This window comes from Natronomonas salinimetallica (assembly GCF_013839515.1).
Classification (GTDB): Archaea; Halobacteriota; Halobacteria; order Halobacteriales; family Haloarculaceae; genus Natronomonas.
In genome coordinates this window covers 25,475-37,595 of record NZ_JACDNQ010000002.1, presented here as the reverse complement: position 1 = coordinate 37,595, position 12,121 = coordinate 25,475, and the positions used below count along the sequence as shown (strand labels likewise).

General features: G+C 65.1%; 16 protein-coding genes. 9 read left to right on the top strand and 7 right to left on the bottom strand.

The features are described 5' to 3' along the window. Positions 1–49: 49 nt before the first annotated feature. Together HZR14_RS01410 and HZR14_RS01405 are read left to right on the top strand one after the other, a co-directional pair. On the top strand, positions 50–757 hold the full coding sequence (locus tag HZR14_RS01410) for a lipoyl protein ligase domain-containing protein (RefSeq protein ID WP_220132403.1): 708 nt from the start codon (positions 50–52) through the stop codon (positions 755–757). Between the two features lie 32 nt (positions 758–789). Then, entirely contained in the window at positions 790–2,052 is a 1,263-nt protein-coding gene (locus HZR14_RS01405) for a dihydroorotase (protein ID WP_181691088.1), read from the top strand. Here HZR14_RS01405 and HZR14_RS01400 read toward each other — a convergent pair. Continuing rightward, positions 2,049–2,783: a DUF5806 family protein gene (locus HZR14_RS01400; RefSeq protein ID WP_255479139.1), complete on the bottom strand. Its 735-nt coding sequence runs from the start codon at positions 2,781–2,783 to the stop codon at positions 2,049–2,051. The two genes, HZR14_RS01405 and HZR14_RS01400, sit on opposite strands and share 4 nt — an antisense overlap. Before the next feature lie 119 nt (positions 2,784–2,902). On the opposite strand from HZR14_RS01400, the gene HZR14_RS01395 reads away from it, so the two are divergent. Next, positions 2,903–3,271 (top strand): universal stress protein, encoded by a 369-nt coding sequence (locus HZR14_RS01395; RefSeq protein ID WP_181691087.1) that lies wholly within the window; start codon positions 2,903–2,905, stop codon positions 3,269–3,271. Next, entirely contained in the window at positions 3,268–3,801 is a 534-nt protein-coding gene (locus HZR14_RS01390; RefSeq protein ID WP_181691086.1) for a GNAT family N-acetyltransferase, read from the top strand. The genes HZR14_RS01395 and HZR14_RS01390 overlap by 4 nt, the downstream gene beginning before the upstream one ends. A 257-nt stretch (positions 3,802–4,058) precedes the next feature. Here HZR14_RS01390 and HZR14_RS01385 read toward each other — a convergent pair whose 3' ends face one another. After that, the gene (locus tag HZR14_RS01385; protein ID WP_181691085.1) at positions 4,059–4,493 is read right to left on the bottom strand and encodes a universal stress protein; all 435 of its coding nucleotides are present in this window, start codon (positions 4,491–4,493) and stop codon (positions 4,059–4,061) included. 87 nt (positions 4,494–4,580) lie between these two features. Here HZR14_RS01385 and HZR14_RS01380 point away from each other — a divergent pair, with 87 nt between their 5' ends. The 3 genes from HZR14_RS01380 (at position 4,581) to hpt (ending at position 6,862) form a co-directional block, all read left to right on the top strand. Continuing rightward, positions 4,581–5,018 carry a universal stress protein gene (locus HZR14_RS01380; RefSeq protein WP_181691084.1) on the top strand — a complete coding sequence of 146 codons (438 nt, stop codon included), beginning with the start codon at positions 4,581–4,583 and terminating at the stop codon, positions 5,016–5,018. Between the two features lie 83 nt (positions 5,019–5,101). Continuing rightward, complete coding sequence (locus tag HZR14_RS01375; protein WP_181691083.1) at positions 5,102–6,178, top strand: DHH family phosphoesterase; 1,077 nt, start codon at positions 5,102–5,104, stop codon at positions 6,176–6,178. 114 nt (positions 6,179–6,292) lie between these two features. After that, positions 6,293–6,862 carry a hypoxanthine/guanine phosphoribosyltransferase gene (gene hpt, locus HZR14_RS01370; protein WP_181691082.1) on the top strand — a complete coding sequence of 190 codons (570 nt, stop codon included), beginning with the start codon at positions 6,293–6,295 and terminating at the stop codon, positions 6,860–6,862. Positions 6,863–7,158: 296 nt separating this feature from the next. Here hpt and HZR14_RS01365 read toward each other — a convergent pair whose 3' ends face one another. Next, positions 7,159–7,491 carry a DUF5658 family protein gene (locus HZR14_RS01365; RefSeq protein ID WP_220132402.1) on the bottom strand — a complete coding sequence of 111 codons (333 nt, stop codon included), beginning with the start codon at positions 7,489–7,491 and terminating at the stop codon, positions 7,159–7,161. 15 nt (positions 7,492–7,506) lie between these two features. Then, complete coding sequence (locus HZR14_RS01360) at positions 7,507–7,653, bottom strand: hypothetical protein (RefSeq protein ID WP_181691080.1); 147 nt, start codon at positions 7,651–7,653, stop codon at positions 7,507–7,509. A gap of 131 nt (positions 7,654–7,784) precedes the next feature. Between HZR14_RS01360 and HZR14_RS01355 the strand changes: the two genes are divergently transcribed. Beyond that, on the top strand, positions 7,785–8,216 hold the full coding sequence (locus HZR14_RS01355; protein WP_181691079.1) for a universal stress protein: 432 nt from the start codon (positions 7,785–7,787) through the stop codon (positions 8,214–8,216). 12 nt (positions 8,217–8,228) lie between these two features. Here the strand turns inward: HZR14_RS01355 and HZR14_RS01350 are convergent, their stop codons facing one another. From HZR14_RS01350 to HZR14_RS01340, 3 genes are read right to left on the bottom strand one after another with little or no spacing between them, the layout of a single operon-like run. Further along, complete coding sequence (locus HZR14_RS01350) at positions 8,229–8,933, bottom strand: fumarylacetoacetate hydrolase family protein (RefSeq protein ID WP_181691078.1); 705 nt, start codon at positions 8,931–8,933, stop codon at positions 8,229–8,231. 60 nt (positions 8,934–8,993) lie between these two features. Next, entirely contained in the window at positions 8,994–10,562 is a 1,569-nt protein-coding gene (locus HZR14_RS01345) for an MmgE/PrpD family protein (RefSeq protein ID WP_181691077.1), read from the bottom strand. A gap of 60 nt (positions 10,563–10,622) precedes the next feature. After that, positions 10,623–11,315: an SOS response-associated peptidase gene (locus HZR14_RS01340; RefSeq protein WP_181691076.1), complete on the bottom strand. Its 693-nt coding sequence runs from the start codon at positions 11,313–11,315 to the stop codon at positions 10,623–10,625. 339 nt (positions 11,316–11,654) lie between these two features. Here HZR14_RS01340 and HZR14_RS01335 point away from each other — a divergent pair, with 339 nt between their 5' ends. Then, on the top strand, positions 11,655–12,038 hold the full coding sequence (locus HZR14_RS01335; protein WP_181691075.1) for a hypothetical protein: 384 nt from the start codon (positions 11,655–11,657) through the stop codon (positions 12,036–12,038). Positions 12,039–12,121: the final 83 nt, after the last annotated feature.

The window sequence follows — 12,121 nt, the reverse complement described above, 5'->3', positions numbered from 1 at the left end:
AGTGGTTCACCCCGTGTCGTTTTATTACCGTCGGGCCGTATTGACGGCTATGCGTCTCGTCCACGGGTCGCTCAGCAGCGTCGGCCGAGACCGGGCGGTTACGGCCTCGCTCATGGATCTCTCCGCCGATGCCGCCGAGTCGGTACTCCGTGTGTGGACACCGCCGAGACAGCTCGCGTTCGGTCGGCGTGATACGGCCGCCGACGGGTACGACCGCGCTCGGCGGATCGCCACCCGTCACGGGTACGAACCGGTCGAGCGGCGCGTCGGCGGGAGCGCGGTCGCTTACACCGGCCGAACCGTCGCGTTCGCGTACGCGACCCCGGTCGACGACAGCCGTGAGGGGATCGACGGCCGGTATCGCGAGGCGGTGGCGTCGATACTGCGGGCGCTCCGGGAAACCGGCGCGGCTGTCACACATGGCGAACCGGATCAGGCGTTCTGCCCCGGAGAGCATTCCGTCCGGGGGAGCGGAAAGGTCGCGGGGATCGCACAGCGCATCGGACGCGACAGCGCTCTCGTCGGCGGCTGCGTGATCGTCGGGTCCGCCGACAGTACGACGATCGCCGAGATACTCGACCCGGTCTATTCGGCACTCGACCTGCCGTTCGATTCCGGTTCGGTCGGGTCGGTCGCGGCGGCCGGCGGCCCGGAGGACCCGGCCCCCGTCGTGGCCGCCATCGAGGCGGCGTTCGGCGCGGACCGGACGTCGTCGAGTGTCGCCGCCGCGGAGCTATCCGATCCGGACGTTCCGTGAGCCTTAGGGCCGTCGGTCGGAGACGTGTAGTCATGCTACTTCACGACGCGACGCTGGCCGACGGGCGGGTGCGCGACGTTCGGATCGAAGGGGAGTCGATCGCCGAAATCGGAACGGGACTGGCTCCCGACGGTGATTCCATCGACGCCGGCGGCAAGCTCCTGTTGCCCGGGATGATCGACGCCCACGTCCACTTTCGAGAGCCCGGCTTCTCCCACAAAGAGACCTGGCGGACGGGATCGAAAAGCGCCGCCGCCGGCGGCGTCACGACCGTGTTCGATCAGCCGAACACCGAACCGCCGACGGTCGACGCCGCGAGTTACGAGCGGAAGGCAGGCCTCGCAGCGGCGTCGATCGTCGATTACGCGATCAACGGCGGTGTCACGGCCACGTGGAAGCCTGACGAGCTCCTCGAAAAGCCCATCGGCGCGCTCGGCGAGGTGTTCCTCGCCGACTCCACCGGGGAGATGGGGATCGATACTGCCCGCTACGAGGAGGCGGTCAAGCGGGCCCACGACGCCGGCGTCCCGATCACGGTCCACGCCGAGGACGCGACGCTGTTCGACGAGTCGGTCGAAGGTCGGACAGATCCCGACGCCTGGAGCGCGTATCGAACCGCGAACGCCGAGATCGAAGCGATCGAACACGCCTGTAGCGTGGCCGAGGACCTCGACGCGACGGTTCACATCGCCCACACCTCGACACCGGAGGGCGTCGAAGCCGTCTCGGACGCGGGGATGACCTGCGAAGTCACGCCACATCACCTGTTCCTCTCGCGGGACGACCTCGAGGAGCTCGGGACGTTCGGACGCATGAACCCGCCGCTCCGGAGTGAGGATCGACGCGAGTCGATGTTTCGGCTGCTCGACGGCGGGACGATCGACGTCGTCGCGACGGACCACGCGCCACATACCCGCGAGGAGAAGAACGCGGGAATCTGGGACGCGCCGAGCGGGGTCCCGGGTGTCGAAACTGCCCTCCCGCTCCTACTGGAGGCGGCGCGGACCGGAAGGATCGGATACGAGCGCGTCCGGGACGTGACTGCGGCGAACGTCGCAGACGTCTTCGGTCTGGAGCCGAAAGGCCGGATCGAGCCGGGAAACCACGCCGACTTGGTGTTGGTCGATCCCGACGATCCGACGCCGATCCGGGGCGAAGACCTTCACTCGAAGTGTTCGTGGACGCCGTTCGAGGGCCGAAACGGCGTGTTCCCGGAAATGACGATGGTCCGTGGGACCGTCGTATTCCGCGACGGACAGTTCGTCGAGGCGGACGGACGGAACGTCCGGCGTTAACCTCCCTCCTCGGCTTCCGTTCGGACCTCGTGGCCACAGTTCGGACAGCGGAACTCGTCGTGTCGGAGTGCCGCCGACGATTCCCGAACCTCGCGCATCACGCTCGAAATCCGCTCCTCGGTATCGAGTTCCTCGTCGACGGTCAACTCGACGCCCTCGACTTCCAGCAGGAACTTTGCGACTTCCGTGATTTCGTACATCAACTCGTCCAGTTCCTCGGCGGTATAGAAATCACACATCGCACCGTAGAGGAAAGTCGCCCCCGCCTTCCGGACTTTATCGTCAAAGGACGAGCGGGCTTGATTCACTGCCTGAGGGCTGTACGTGTCCGTCATGAACGGGACGAGTTCGGGCAGGTTCTCGCCGATCTTCGTCATCTCGACACCGGTCTCGGTCCTGAAATCCGCACAGAGTCGGGCGATCGCCCACTCGCGGGCAGTGACGTACGTCCGTTCACGGAGAAACTCGTTGGCACGGTCGTATGTCGCGCCGTCGATCTTCGAAAAGCGGGCGTACTCCCGGACGTCCTTCGGGACGGAGCCATCGGTCGGATCGTCGTCCCCGGAGTGGTCGTCCCCGGAGTTGTCGTCCCCGGAGTGGTCGTCCCCGGAGTGGTCGTCTCCCGAGTGGTCATCTCCCGAGTGGTCATCTCCCGAGTGGTCGTCTCCCGAGTGGTCGTCCCTCGACCCCGATCCGTTCTCGTCGACGGTCGTCCGCCCATCTTCGGCCATAGCGTACGTAGCGAGACGCCGCCGAAAAAGCGTACCGACGGCGTCCGACACGCGGCGGACGATCTTCGGTTCCCGGATACAGGCGGGAGGCTTTTGCTTTCGGGGGGTAAGATGCAGGTATGAAAGCGCTGTTGGGTATTGGCGGGAGCGAAGATTCGCTTCATGCCCTCAAAAAAGCGGTCGAGCGGGCCAAGGAAGCCGGTGACGAGCTAACGATCGCCATCGTCGAGAACCCGGACGCGTCGTTGTCCCAAGCGGAGGTCGAATCCCGTGCCGGCGAGGTGCTCGACGAGGCCGATTTCGACGCCGAAATCGAGACGCTTTCCGGCCATCCGGGGAGCCAACTGCTCGAACTCGCAGAGCGTGGCTCCTACGATCGGATCGTCCTCGGGGGCGGCGAAACGAGCCCCCTCGGAAAAGTACAGCTCGGCTCTATCGCCGAGTTTGTCCTGTTGAACGCCCGAACGACGGTGACGCTTATCCGATGACCCGCGAATATCCGGACGAGGTGGCTGGCCCGTACGAGGCCCCGCCGTGTGTGTTCGAGGACCGTGAGAGCCGACAGATAGCGGTTCGCCGCTACGACGGTGATATCGAGCCGCTGTTGGAGATGTATCGCAAATTCGATCCGGAGGACCGCGCACAGGGGATCCCGCCGACCGACGAGGATCAGATCAGAAACTGGTTGGAGAAGCTGATGACCGATGACTGCCTCAACGTGGTCGCATGGCACGGTGATAAGCCGATCGGACACGCCCTCTTGGTTCCGGACCGTCAGGGCTCCTTCGAGTTGGCGATTTTCGTGCTCCGTGAATATCAGAACGCCGGGATCGGAACGGGCCTGATCGAGGGGCTCCTCGGTGCGGGACGTGAGGAGGGGATCGAACACGTCTGGTTGACCGTCGAACGCTGGAACAAACCGGCCACCGCCCTCTACCGGAAGGTCGGGTTCGTGCCGACCGACGACGGGAGCTTCGAACTCGAGATGGCCGCGCGGTTGAGCCCGGATACGGAATGACGTCCGCCGCGTCGTGAACGAGGAGCGGCTACGTCCCTCGGGCAGTCGGGCGTCGCCCGACGACGACACTGGGTTTTTCGCCCGTGATAGTCTCGGACTGCCGGCGAGACGTTCGTGACCATGTCACGGCACCGGCGCGTGGATACCGAACAAGAGCCACACCCGGCAGCGTCGCGGAAAGGGCGGGACGCTCTCGCTGTCAAAGGTGATCGGGACGGGACGGATCCGGCCGTCCCGTCCGGACCCATGACAGCCACTCAAACGGATAGGACGGGCTGTGAGGCGTGTGCGAGCACGTATTCTGCCGCCCGTTCGATCACCGCCTCGGAGTCACCGGTAACCGGTTCCCGCGGAATGACGATAAAGCCGACATCCAGCATCTCGGCGACCTCGAGGATCACGCTTCCCGGATGCTGACTCAGCCTGGAGACCGAGAACCCACAGGCCGAGGAGTGATCGATCGGGACGTCGCCGGCTACCGCACGAACCCCGGCCATGATCTGTTCTCCGCGCTCGGCGATAGCGTTGGCTTCGACACTCCCGTTGCCGATCGCAGTCGCCGCGTTCTCGCCGAGAAGGTACAGCGCGTGAACACACGCGTCGTATTTGTCCGCGATAGCGATCCCGTACTCGACGGCGTCCATGGCTGCCTGTGTGCCGTCGATCGGAACGAGTACCGTATCGATCTGCATATGTCATTGTCGACGGAGAGCGACTTAAAACACACCCGGTCGACGGACAACGAGTGGGTTTATCATATTCCGGCATTCACATCGGATATGTTCGAGACGGTGGTCGTGGCGACCGATGGCTCCGAAAGCGTCTCGCGGGCGGTCGAATGTACGCTCGATCTCGCTCGGCGGTTCGACGCCACCGTACACGCGCTCTACGTCGTAGACGAGAGCCACGTCGATCCGCTTCCCGAGCAACTCCGCGACGACGTGCGGAACGCGCTCGACGAACAGAGTTCCGAGGCGATCGACGCGATCGTCGAAATGAACGAAACGCTCGAGAACCCCATCGAGTTGGAGACCGCCGTGAGGGTCGGTCGACCGGCGAAACAGATCGTCGGGTACGTTCGGGACATCGACGCCGACGGCGTCGCGATGGGCACGCGCGGGCGGAGCGGTGAACACTCGTTTCTCCTTGGCAGCGTCGCAGAACGGGTCGTCCGCTCGTGTCCGGTGCCCGTCCTGACGGTTCGACAACTGGAGTAGCGGGTATCATTTTGCCGCTTGCGTCGCCGAGGCCGTCCGACCGTGAACGGGAGGCTTATTGAGCTACCGCACACTCGGACGGTATGGACGATCGACTCATAGACGACGGATCGATACCGCTTCACCGTCGTTCGCTGCTTCCGGGGGAGGGGTTTTTTACCCCCGACTCCTTCGATGATACCGTCGCCGAGCGCGAAGCGAAATCGACCCTCGAGGGGGCCGAGCGGGTCGTTATCGCCGATCCGGATGCCGACGGCCTCGGCTGTGTCGCCTTGCTCCGGGTCGCGTTCGGCACCGCGGGGCTACTCTCGGCCGGGCCACACGAGATCGACGACGCGCTCTCGTACGTCGAAGCGTACGGCGACCCCGGAATCGAGTTGTACCTCTGTGATCTCTGTCCGGACTCGGCGAGCGATGTCGAGGCCCTCCCCTCGGTCGCCGAATCAGCCGACACCGTCCGGTGGTTCGATCACCATCAGTGGGACGAGGCCCTCTCCGAGACGGTCTCCGAGTACGCCGAATTGGTCGTTGGCGACTCCGACGCGGTGTGTACCACCGACGTGGCGCTCGAAGAGATCGAGTTCGAGTTCGACGAGCGCTACGCCGAACTTGCGGCCGTCACCCGCGATCACGACCTGTGGCTGCGTGAGGATCCCCGAAGCGACGACCTCGCCGACTACGCCTACTGGGCCGACCCCGGCGAATACGTCGAAACGGTGGTCGAACACGGCGCGGACCTCCCCGAAACGGTCGGAGCGTTTCTGGAAAAAAAACGCGTCGAGAAGGACGCGCTCATCGAGAAGGCCACGGATCGGGCGGAGCTCCGTGAGGTGGGCGCGTGGACCGTCGGCGTTACCTACGGCCGATGTTCGCAAAACGAGGTCGCCGAGGCAATGCGCGAGCGAGGGGCCGACGCGTCCGTGATCGTCAAACCTGCGGGGTCGGCCTCGATCCGCGGTACGGACGACTTCGAGCGCTGTCACGAGGTCGCCCGACAGGTCAACGGCGGCGGTCACCCGAAGGCGGCCGGGTGCAAACCCGACATCTACGACGATATGCTCGATTACGCCCACCACTGGAGCACCCAGGGTGCGGTCACGAAACGCGTGATCCTCGAGGCGTTCCGGACGCTCGATCGGGCGGACGAACCGACCCAGTAGTCTCACGAGTCGACGGTATCAACACCCACCAAATCAGCCGGATTAGCCGACAGCTCCGCGTTCACCGCCGACGGCGACCGTCAGGCTTTACCCGCATCTCCCGGTACGCGGCACATGGATCAGCTTCAGCGGTCGTTACTCGACTCGCCGATCGTCGAGAAGGACGACTACCACTACTTCGTCCATCCGATCAGCGACGGCGTCCCGATGCTCGAACCGAGCCTGCTTCGGGAGATCGTCATCAAGATCATCCGGAAGGCCCGCCTCGAGAACGTCGATAAGATCGTTACGCCCGCCGCGATGGGGATCCATATCTCGACGGCGGTCTCGCTCATGACCGACATCCCGCTGGTGGTCATCCGGAAGCGGGAGTACGGCCTCGAGGGCGAGACGCCGCTGTTCCAACAGACCGGCTACTCCGAGAGCCAGATGTACATAAACGACGTCGACGAGGGCGACAGCGTCCTCGTCCTCGATGACGTGCTCTCGACGGGTGGTACGCTCTCCGCGATCTGTGCCGCCCTCGAGGACATCGGCGCATCCATCGTCGACGTGGTTGCCGTCATCAAGAAAGTAGAGGGTTCGAACAAACTCGACGAGTCGGCGTACAGTGCGAAGACGCTGATAAATGTCACCGTCGAGGACGGCGAGGTCGTGATCGTCGATCCGACCGGGGACGACTAGCCGAGAACGGATCGATCAGTAGCGTCCGAGTCGACGACAGCGGGAACCGCCGGACGTGGCCGTGCTTGCCGAACGCCCACGAATACCGGTCCGATCGAGGCGGTCACGGCGAGCAAACACGGATCGCCGGCAGTATGATACTGACGGACAAAAGAATGTACACACGACGCACGAGGATCACGCCGCTCGACGGAGCGAACGGCGGATCACTCGTGAGTCGGTTTCATTTGATTTCGTCCACCAGTATGAGTCCCCGACCGTCGCTCGGACGGCGCTGGCCCGCGAGCGATGGCCGTTCACAGAACGCTCGCGACGACGAACAGGTTCCACCCGGTAACGACGGCGCCGACGAACGCAAGCGCGAACGGGACGGCGATACGCCCCGGCGTTCGGAGCACCCGCCAGATGACATAAAACGACGGGAGGACGACGGCCTTGATACCTATCAGGGCGTACGGCCCGTACATGTCGACGAGTGGCTTGGCTATCGGCCCGGCCTCCGCGATGCCGCCCGTCGAGAGCCCCCAAAACGTTGTGACCGTGTCACCGATCCCGTACAGTACGATCGCGGCGATCCAGACCGAACGGTCTCTACCGCCGATCACGGGAACGGCCTGGGTTTCTTTCACCACCGGACGATAGACTCACGGAAGTATCATTGCAGCGCCAGCGAACGCGATAAGACACGCGACCGTCAGCAGGATCGCGAAGTCGGCGGTCGGGGTAACGTATGCACCCGCGTCCGCCTCGGTGGTCGGTGCTTCGGCCGCGTTCGCACTATCGGTGGCCATGTTGGCCCTACCTGCCGATCGGTCTTCAATGCGAAACCCGTTTCGAGCGGTGAGTCGGAATACCCGCCGCCGTCGAGGCCGGCCGAACCGAGACGGTTCGTTTCAAGTAGGTGGCCCTCCGACCACGTCGTATGTACGATTCGATCCTCCTACCGACGGACGGTAGCGAACGCGCGGCTGCCGCGCTGGAGCACGCCCTCGGCGCCGTGGACGCCTATGGCGCGGAATTACACGTCATCTCCGTCGTCGATCAGCGGGTCGTTCTCGCCGCGAGCGTCGAGAACAAATCCGAGGTCCGTTCGGAGTTGGCCGAGGAGGCAAACGACGCCGTCGAGGAGCTGGCTGGCCGGGCCGACGACGCCGGGGTGTCGGTCACCACCGCGACACCGGAAGGCGTCCCCTATCGGGAGATTCTCTCGTACGGGGAGACGTCGGATATCGATCTGCTCACACTCGGTACGCACGGCCGGACCGGTCGCGAGAAGCGGCTCAACCTCGGGAGTACGACCGAACGGGTCGTCAAGGCCGCCGACCGCCCGGTACTCGTCGTCGATATCAGCTGACGTCACGGGATGTTATTCGACGGTGTTTCGGAGCGTCCCGATTCCCTCGTAGTGGATTTCGATCTCATCGCCGCGCTCGAGGAGCCCGGGGTTCGCCGGGCTGCCGAAGCTGATCACGTCACCGGGTTTGAACGTGAACCGCTCCGAGAGAAACGAGACGGTCTCGCGGGGTTTGTTGAACATGTTTTCGGTGTTGTCCGCCTGACGGGGTTCGCCGTTTATGTGCGTGGTCATCCCCAGTCCGACGGGGTCGATATCGGCGATAACAGGCCCGAGCGGTCCGGAGGAATCGAAGGCCTTTCGGGCCGTCCGGCGCTCCTGATCGAGACAGTCGAGGTCGTTGAGGATCGTATATCCCCGCACCACGTCGTCGACCTCGTCCTCGGCGACGTTTTTACATTCCGTTCCGATGACGGCGGCGAGTTCCCCGGCGTACGTCAGCTCCGAGGTGAAACTCGGGTACGGGATCGGTGTTTCCGGATCGTGCAGTGAGATGGGTGGCTTGATGAAGAAATCCGGCACCTCCGGGATCTCGTAATCCATCTGCTCAACTTTCTCACCGAAGTTCCGGCCGACGCAGTAGAACACGGATGGCTCACAGGGGGCGAGTAGTTCGTACTCCGCCGGTTCGTACGTCCCGTCGTCCGTTCGGACGGTTCCGTCGTCGTATTCGCCCTCGAGAACACCTGTCGACGTCCGGATACGCGCGTACTTCATACGGGAGTCGGGGACCGCCGGTTTCTTACGTGTTGTCATCCGGGAGTCGGGGGATCCGTCTCACGCTCCGTCGGTCAGACGATCGATCCGAAGTCGCGTCACTTCGTCGATGGACAACAGCCGATCGGTTCGGCTCCGCGCCTCCGGCTCCGAAACCCCGAGTGCTTCGAGCGCCTCCCGGCACTTTCTTCTGGCGACAGCCCGAACCTCGGCGAGCGGTGCGCCTACGACACCGGGCGGACGTTCGACGCTCGCTTCGAACGCCCGTCCGTCGGCGGTTCGGACGACGACACGGGCACCGATCCGACGTTCGATCTCCGAGGGATCGAGCACGTCCGATAGCCGTCGAGCGGTCCCGAGTACCGTCGGAAGGTGGCCGAGCGTCGTACGCAGTCCGACGGCACGGGCGACGTGCGGGGCGATCGTTCGGCGTCCTCCGTCGAACTCGACGCCCGCCGGAACCGACGATCGAAGCGCCGCGACCGTCAGCTCGGGATCGTGTTTGAGATCGACGCGGTCGGCAACCCGACGGATCGCTCCCTCTTCGGTCCGTGTTCCGATCCGCTGTGGCGTGATCGTACCCTCGACGAGCGCTTCGGCCGTCGCTCGTGGAACAGCTCGCAGTGCGGCGGGGATCGGCACGCGATCCTCCTCGAGATATGGCCTCGCGGTCGACTCCTGCGAACACAGTGCGTGAGGACCGTACACGTCGACACCTCGGATGGCTGTCCGTCCGTGGTCGAAACGCCCCCGGGCTTCGAATGCGGCCTCGGTTGCGGCCGCCACGTAGACGCTACCCGGGGTGGATTTGACACTCAGCGCGTCCGTGTGCCAGCGCTCACCTAGCCCGAAGAGGAACTCCCGTACCGGCCGCCGGGTGAGGCCCGACAGGAGACCACCCTCCGATTCGATCAGGTCGCGTCTGCCACCGATCCCCGCTCGGGCACTCTCGACGGCGGCGAGTCCCGCCCGAACCGGAGCGCTCGCTCCCCGGATGCCGGCGTCGGATCCGACCGCGGAGCGCTCGATCGGGGCTGTCGGGGTCGAAAGCGCCGTCACGAGCGCGTCGGCGAGCGTATCGGGATCATCACCCTCTATCACGGCGCGTCCGACCGCTGCACCGGCGGCGTGGATCCAGACGGCACCCTCCCGCGAAAACGGCCCGGTCGGCACGGCTGCGCCGAGACGCCCGACGATCTCGTTTGCCGCGATCTGTGCGACGAGCAGCTCCTCGCCGTCGGCTTCGGCGGCTTCGGCGTACGCCAGCGGGACGAACACGCAACTCGGACCGGTCTGTCCCCCGAGGACGGAGCCGTCGAAATCGAGCGCCGAAACGAGCGCCGCGTTGCCACAGGCGGCCGTCGCGGGGTCGGCCCGACCACCACCGAGGACCGTCGCGCTGTCGCCCGAGGAAGCGAGTGTGTCCCCGATTCGGTCTCCGATCGGGTGCGTTCGGGTCCGGAGTGCGGCACCGATGCTACTCGTCAACTGCGCTCGCGCGGTGCGCCGTATCGAGCGGGGGACGTCACGGTAGGACAACCCGTCCGCCCAGCGTGCCGCACGTTCGGAGAACGGCTTCGACGGCGGGGGCGTCTTTCGGACGAACGGGAGCCACTCGGGTACGTTCATCGTTCGGCCCGACGGCTGCCGCCGATTTAGGTGTTCGGCCGGCCGCATCGCTCCCACGGCCTATTCAGCGGGACGGACGAGTTCGGGACGGTCGTTCGACGGATCGTTGACCGCTGTCGAGACGGGATACGCACGGAACTCGTCGGCGGAGACGGGGTCGAACGACACGTCCTCCCCGTCCAGCCACGTTGACTCCGCGTCGGGATCGAGGACGACCGCCATACGGTGGTGGAGCCCTTCGACGACGTCGTTCGGAGCCGTTGTCAACACGGTGAACGTCTCCAGTGGCTCGTCGTCTTCGTCCTCGGTGTTGATACCCCCCTCGGAGAAATCACCGAGTCCCGACTGTCTCGTGTCCGGTGTCCAACGCTCGTAGAGTCCGGCCATCGCAAAGGGCCGGTCGTCCTCGAAGGCGACGCGGTACGGCTGTTTCCCGTCCCCGACGTCGGCCCACTCGTAGAAGCCGTCGGCCGGCACGAGACAGCGACGCTTCTCGTATGCCTCCGCGAAGGCGGGCTTTCGATCTACGGTCTCCGAACGGGCATTGATGTAGCTCTCCGCCGCGCTGTCGGCCCAGCGGGGGACGAGCCCCCATTCGAGACGACGGACGCCGTTCGGCTCCTCGTCGGTGATCACCGGAAGTCGCTGTCCGGGTGTCGCGTTGTACCGCGGCTCGAACGCGAACCCGAAGGATACGTCGAACCGCGCTTCGAGGTCCGCTCGGGAACTGAAGAGGGTATACCGGCCACACATGGACGGGACTACGTGTCCGGATTCGATATACTTGGCGAACAGGTGGAGCATGGCTCGTTCCGCGTTCGGCATCCGACGACGGCGCTCCACACACCCGCCGAACCGTCCGCCGGCTTGTCGTTACGTCACGGGGTGTCTGGCCTCGCGTTGGTATATAAACCCTCGCGGTAGGACTGCCGGGCACCGCTTTTTTTTCGGGGTCGTCTCCCCCGTGGGTGTGGCCCTCGTCGCCGAACGGTATCCGGAAGTCCGGGACGGTTCGCTCGTGGGAGTCGCGATCCAACCGCTGGCGCGGGTCTGCGGCCCATGATTTAAATCGCATCACGGCGTATCTGGCGTGTGGCCGACGACGAACCGACATTCTCGATCCCGCAGCGGCCGACCCGGCGGTATCGGCGACGTGGCGGCATCGAATACGAGGGCGAGACCGTCTTTTCGCTGCGTTCCGCCCGCGAGGTCGACGACCGATCCCTCACCGAGTCCGTCGAGTCGATCCTCGAGCGGCGGCCGTACCGGTACGGCGATTGGTCCGATCTCCCGATGCCGCTGTATCTCGTCCACGATGACGAGACAGGGGACACCTTCCGTGTGGCGGTTCGCGATGGGGCCGTCCAACTGCACGTGCTTCCGGAGACCGGGCGAGCGGGGCTCCGTGCGTTCTATGACCGACTGACGGCGAACTCCGAGGCCGCCCCCTGGACGGTGACGTGTCGAACCGGCTGATCCGGCCCCCGAGACCGCAGTGGACGGGAGCGGTTCCCGCCGCGGGTCGGTGCGTTTATACCGCTCGCACGTTCCTGTACCGG

Bases quoted from the DNA above. Each gene is read 5' to 3' on its own strand.
- HZR14_RS01390 (WP_181691086.1), top strand. From the start codon at position 3,268: ATGACCCGCGAATATCCGGACGAGGTGGCTGGCCCGTACGAGGCCCCG.
- HZR14_RS01355 (WP_181691079.1), top strand. From the start codon at position 7,785: ATGTACGATTCGATCCTCCTACCGACGGACGGTAGCGAACGCGCGGCT.
- HZR14_RS01395 (WP_181691087.1), top strand. From the start codon at position 2,903: ATGAAAGCGCTGTTGGGTATTGGCGGGAGCGAAGATTCGCTTCATGCC.
- hpt (WP_181691082.1), top strand. From the start codon at position 6,293: ATGGATCAGCTTCAGCGGTCGTTACTCGACTCGCCGATCGTCGAGAAG.
- HZR14_RS01385 (WP_181691085.1), bottom strand. From the start codon at position 4,493: ATGCAGATCGATACGGTACTCGTTCCGATCGACGGCACACAGGCAGCC.
- HZR14_RS01410 (WP_220132403.1), top strand. From the start codon at position 50: ATGCGTCTCGTCCACGGGTCGCTCAGCAGCGTCGGCCGAGACCGGGCG.
- HZR14_RS01360 (WP_181691080.1), bottom strand. From the start codon at position 7,653: ATGGCCACCGATAGTGCGAACGCGGCCGAAGCACCGACCACCGAGGCG.
- HZR14_RS01345 (WP_181691077.1), bottom strand. From the start codon at position 10,562: ATGAACGTACCCGAGTGGCTCCCGTTCGTCCGAAAGACGCCCCCGCCG.
- HZR14_RS01400 (WP_255479139.1), bottom strand. From the start codon at position 2,783: ATGGCCGAAGATGGGCGGACGACCGTCGACGAGAACGGATCGGGGTCG.
- HZR14_RS01350 (WP_181691078.1), bottom strand. From the start codon at position 8,933: ATGAAGTACGCGCGTATCCGGACGTCGACAGGTGTTCTCGAGGGCGAA.
- HZR14_RS01340 (WP_181691076.1), bottom strand. From the start codon at position 11,315: ATGTGTGGCCGGTATACCCTCTTCAGTTCCCGAGCGGACCTCGAAGCG.
- HZR14_RS01380 (WP_181691084.1), top strand. From the start codon at position 4,581: ATGTTCGAGACGGTGGTCGTGGCGACCGATGGCTCCGAAAGCGTCTCG.
- HZR14_RS01375 (WP_181691083.1), top strand. From the start codon at position 5,102: ATGGACGATCGACTCATAGACGACGGATCGATACCGCTTCACCGTCGT.
- HZR14_RS01405 (WP_181691088.1), top strand. From the start codon at position 790: ATGCTACTTCACGACGCGACGCTGGCCGACGGGCGGGTGCGCGACGTT.